The sequence below is a fragment of the Georgenia thermotolerans genome, from assembly GCF_009193185.1.
Taxonomy (GTDB): Bacteria; Actinomycetota; Actinomycetes; order Actinomycetales; family Actinomycetaceae; genus Georgenia; species Georgenia thermotolerans.
Genome location: NZ_VUKF01000091.1, coordinates 1 through 3,395 on the forward strand (window position 1 = coordinate 1; position 3,395 = coordinate 3,395).

Below are 3,395 nucleotides of genomic sequence, written 5' to 3' on the forward strand. Positions count from 1 at the left end.
CCTCTCTTAACCGGCTAATCCCGGTAGGAGCAGCGGTAGAAACGCCGGATTTCCCGGAGTGTTTGACCACCGATGATCCGGCTGGGATACCTACGTCTCATGAGCGACGAAGCTCTGAAGGTCCAGTGCACCGACGGCGACTGGCAACTGGCCGGTCCCGCCGCGGGCGGATTCGGCCTGGTCAACGATTTCTTGGGGTATCTGGCCGACCGGAATTACTCGCCGCAGACCCGGCGCGCCTACGCGTTCGACCTGCTCGCGTTCGCGCGGTGGCTTCATGGCGAGGGCGTGGCGCTCGACGAGGTCGACACCGACGTGCTGCTGCGGTTCCTGACGGCGTGCCGGGAGGCGGTGTTGCCCGGCCGGCCCGGCGGCAACGTCTTCTCCATCCGGGACGGCCGCAACGTCGGCTACGCGCCGACGACCATCAACCGTCGCCTCGCGGCGATCTCGGCGATGTTCGCCTTCCGGCAGATGCGCGATCCGGGCACGCGCAACCCGGCGCCGTCGGGCCGCCACGCCCGGTCGGTGTCCCGGACGCCGCGGACCGGGCTGCTCGCCCACGTGGCCAAGCCACGTTCCCGCTCGCCGCTGCGCCTCCGGGAACCGCGCCGGTTGCCCCGCGGGTTGACGGCCCGGGAGTCCACCGAGCTGCTGGCCAGCTTCCGCACCTGGCGCGACCGGGCGATCGCGGGGTTGATGCTGCTGTCCGGGCTGCGCTCGGCCGAGGTGCTGGGCCTGGACGTCAGGGACGTCGATATTGCCCGGCGGTGGGTGCGGGTGATCGGCAAGGGCGACAAGGAACGGCGGGTGCCGATCGACCATGACGTCGCCGGCGCCATCCAGACCTACCTGCTCGTCGAGCGTCCGGAGACCGACGCGTCCGCGCTGTTTGTCGTCGCGAAGGGCCCCAACCGCGGCCAGCGGCTGAGCGCGGCGGGGCTGCGCACGATCTTCCGCTACCACCGGGGCAAGGCCGGGGTGCCGGCGGGTCACCCCCACGCGCTGCGGCACTCCTTCGGCACCGCGCTGGCCGAGGCGGGTGTGGATTTGTCGGTCATCCAGGCGCTCATGGGCCACGACCACGTCGATTCTTCCGCCGCCTACATCCATCTGGCCCCCTCGTATCTGCGTGAGGAGTTCGATGCTGCCCGTTCGCGCTTGCGCGCCCGCACATGACGTCGCCCTGCTGGCGGCCTTCGCCGAGCACGCCGCCCGCACGGGCCTGCACGGCTGCAACCAGCAGTGGGCGGCGCGGGCGTTTCTGCGACGCTGGCCCGACCCGCAGGACTGGGCGGCCGAGCCGCTGACCACCCGCCTCGCCCTGCCCACCGCGGCGGGCTCGTTCCTGATGTTCCTGCTGCTCGGCGGGCACCTGCGGCCGGGCTATGACTACCTGCTGCGGCGCAAGCTCACGAGCTTCTGGCGGGAGGCCCAGCACGGGCCGATGGCCGCGGATCTGGAACGCTTCCTCGCCGCCGCGGCCGAGCTGGGGTTTACCGAACGGACCCGCAGCGCCGTCGGCTCCCAGGTCGTCGGCCGTCTGCTCGTCCAGACCGGGCGCCCGCTCGACCAGCTCACCGAGGACGACCTCGAGGACCTGCTCGAGGCGTGCCGGCAGCGCCAGGACGCCGAGCACACCGGGCTCCGGCACTACGTCCGCGCGGTTCGCACCACCCGCCAGGTCCTCTTCCACCTCGGCGTCCTATCCAACCCGCCGCTCAACGCCGCCACGCTGCTGCGGCAGAGCTTCGCCGAGCGGATGCGCGACGCCACCGAGGTCCTGCGTCCGGTCTTCGTCGCCTATCTAGACCGGCTGCTGGCCACACACACCCGCTCGACGGTGACCGGCACCGCGAGCCGGCTCAACCACTTCGCCGCCCACCTGGCCCGGGTGGAACCCGGCCTTGCCACCCTGGCCGACCTGGACCGGCGCCGACACATTGAGACCTACCTGACCGCGACCGCCACCGGTCGCAGCTCCCGCGGCGGCGGCCCGCTGTCGGCCTCCGAGCGCCGCGGCCGGGTGCTGGCGATCCACTGCATGCTCAACGACATCGCCGAATGGGGCTGGTCCGACGCCCCGGCTCAGCGGCTGGTCTTCCGCTCCGACCTGCCCAAGCTGCCCCGCTCCCTGCCGCGCTATCTGCCCCCGGACACCGACCGGCGTCTCGCCGCCGCGCTGGAGGCCTGCCCGGATCGGTTGGCTGCCGACGCCCTGCTGCTCCAGCGGGCCACCGGCCTGCGCATCGGTGAGCTGGTCGACCTCGAGCTGGACTGCGTCCACGAGATCCCCGGCGAGGGGGCCTGGCTGAAGGTCCCCCTCGGCAAGCTCGCCACCGAACGGATGGTCCCCCTGGACGAGGAGACTCTCGCCCTGGTCGACCGCATCGTCGCCACTCGCTCGCCGGGGCGGGCGCTGCCGCACCCGCGCACCGGCCGGCCCACCGACTTCCTGCTGACCCATCACGGTCAGCGGGTCTCCGCCTACCAGCTCCGCGATGTCCTGACCCGGGTCTGCAGCCAGGCCGACCTGCCGCACACCACCCCGCACCAGCTCCGGCACACCTACGCCACCACGCTGGTCAACGCCGGGGTGTCGCTGCAAGGCCTCATGGCCCTGCTCGGGCACGTCTCGGCAGAGATGAGCCTGCGCTACGGCCGCCTGTTCGACTCCACCGTCAAGGCCGAGTACGAACGCGCCCTCACCGCCGCCAAGGACCACCTCGGGACCCTGCCCTGCGAACCGCCCAGCCGCACCGGCCTGCCCGTAGCGGACCAGGACTGGCGGACCGGGCCGGGCATCAAGGCACGCCTGGGCGGCGGGTACTGCATCCGCGCGCAGGCCCAGGGCCCCTGCGCCTACGCCAACATCTGCGAGCACTGCCCCAGCTTCCGCACCGACACCACCTTCCTGCCCGCGCTCACCGCCCAGCGCGCCGACGCCCAAGCCCTGGCCACCGATGCCGAGACCCGCGGCTGGGACAGCGAGATCGAACGACACCGCCGCCTCATCGACCGGCTCGACGCCCACATCGAACAGACCGGAACGCGATGACCACCGACCACCGACCCCAGTACGTCGAGGACGCCTGCGCTGCCCTGCTCGCCGACGGCCACTGCGTCACCTTCGACGCCGTCGCAGCCCATACCGGCATCGGCCGCGCCACGCTCTACCGCCGCCGCGACCTCCGTGCCATCGTCGAGGACCACCGATCCCGCGGCAGACATGCCCCCGACCTCACCGGCATCAGCGCCGACCTGACCCATCTACGCACCGCGCTCGAGGAGCTCGCCACCAAGGTCCGCCGCCACGAAGAAGAGCTCCGCAGACTCCGACGGACCTGACCAGCTACCTCCACCACCCCGGAGGGGCAGGGATTAGCCGGTTAACC

At 72.0% G+C, this 3,395-nt stretch carries 3 protein-coding genes; all 3 read left to right on the plus strand.

Annotated elements, in window-relative coordinates:
• The first annotated feature begins 99 nt into the window (after positions 1–99).
• The 3 genes from GD970_RS21225 to GD970_RS21235 are packed head-to-tail and all read left to right on the plus strand — an operon-like array spanning position 100 to position 3,348.
• Entirely contained in the window at positions 100–1,179 is a 1,080-nt protein-coding gene (locus GD970_RS21225) for a tyrosine-type recombinase/integrase (RefSeq protein ID WP_152204870.1), read from the plus strand.
• Positions 1,145–3,058: a tyrosine-type recombinase/integrase gene (locus GD970_RS21230; RefSeq protein WP_152204871.1), complete on the plus strand. Its 1,914-nt coding sequence runs from the start codon at positions 1,145–1,147 to the stop codon at positions 3,056–3,058. Before GD970_RS21225 ends, GD970_RS21230 begins: the two co-directional genes overlap by 35 nt.
• Positions 3,055–3,348, plus strand: coding sequence for a hypothetical protein (locus GD970_RS21235; protein ID WP_152204872.1), 294 nt, complete (start codon positions 3,055–3,057; stop codon positions 3,346–3,348). The genes GD970_RS21230 and GD970_RS21235 overlap by 4 nt, the downstream gene beginning before the upstream one ends.
• Positions 3,349–3,395: the final 47 nt, after the last annotated feature.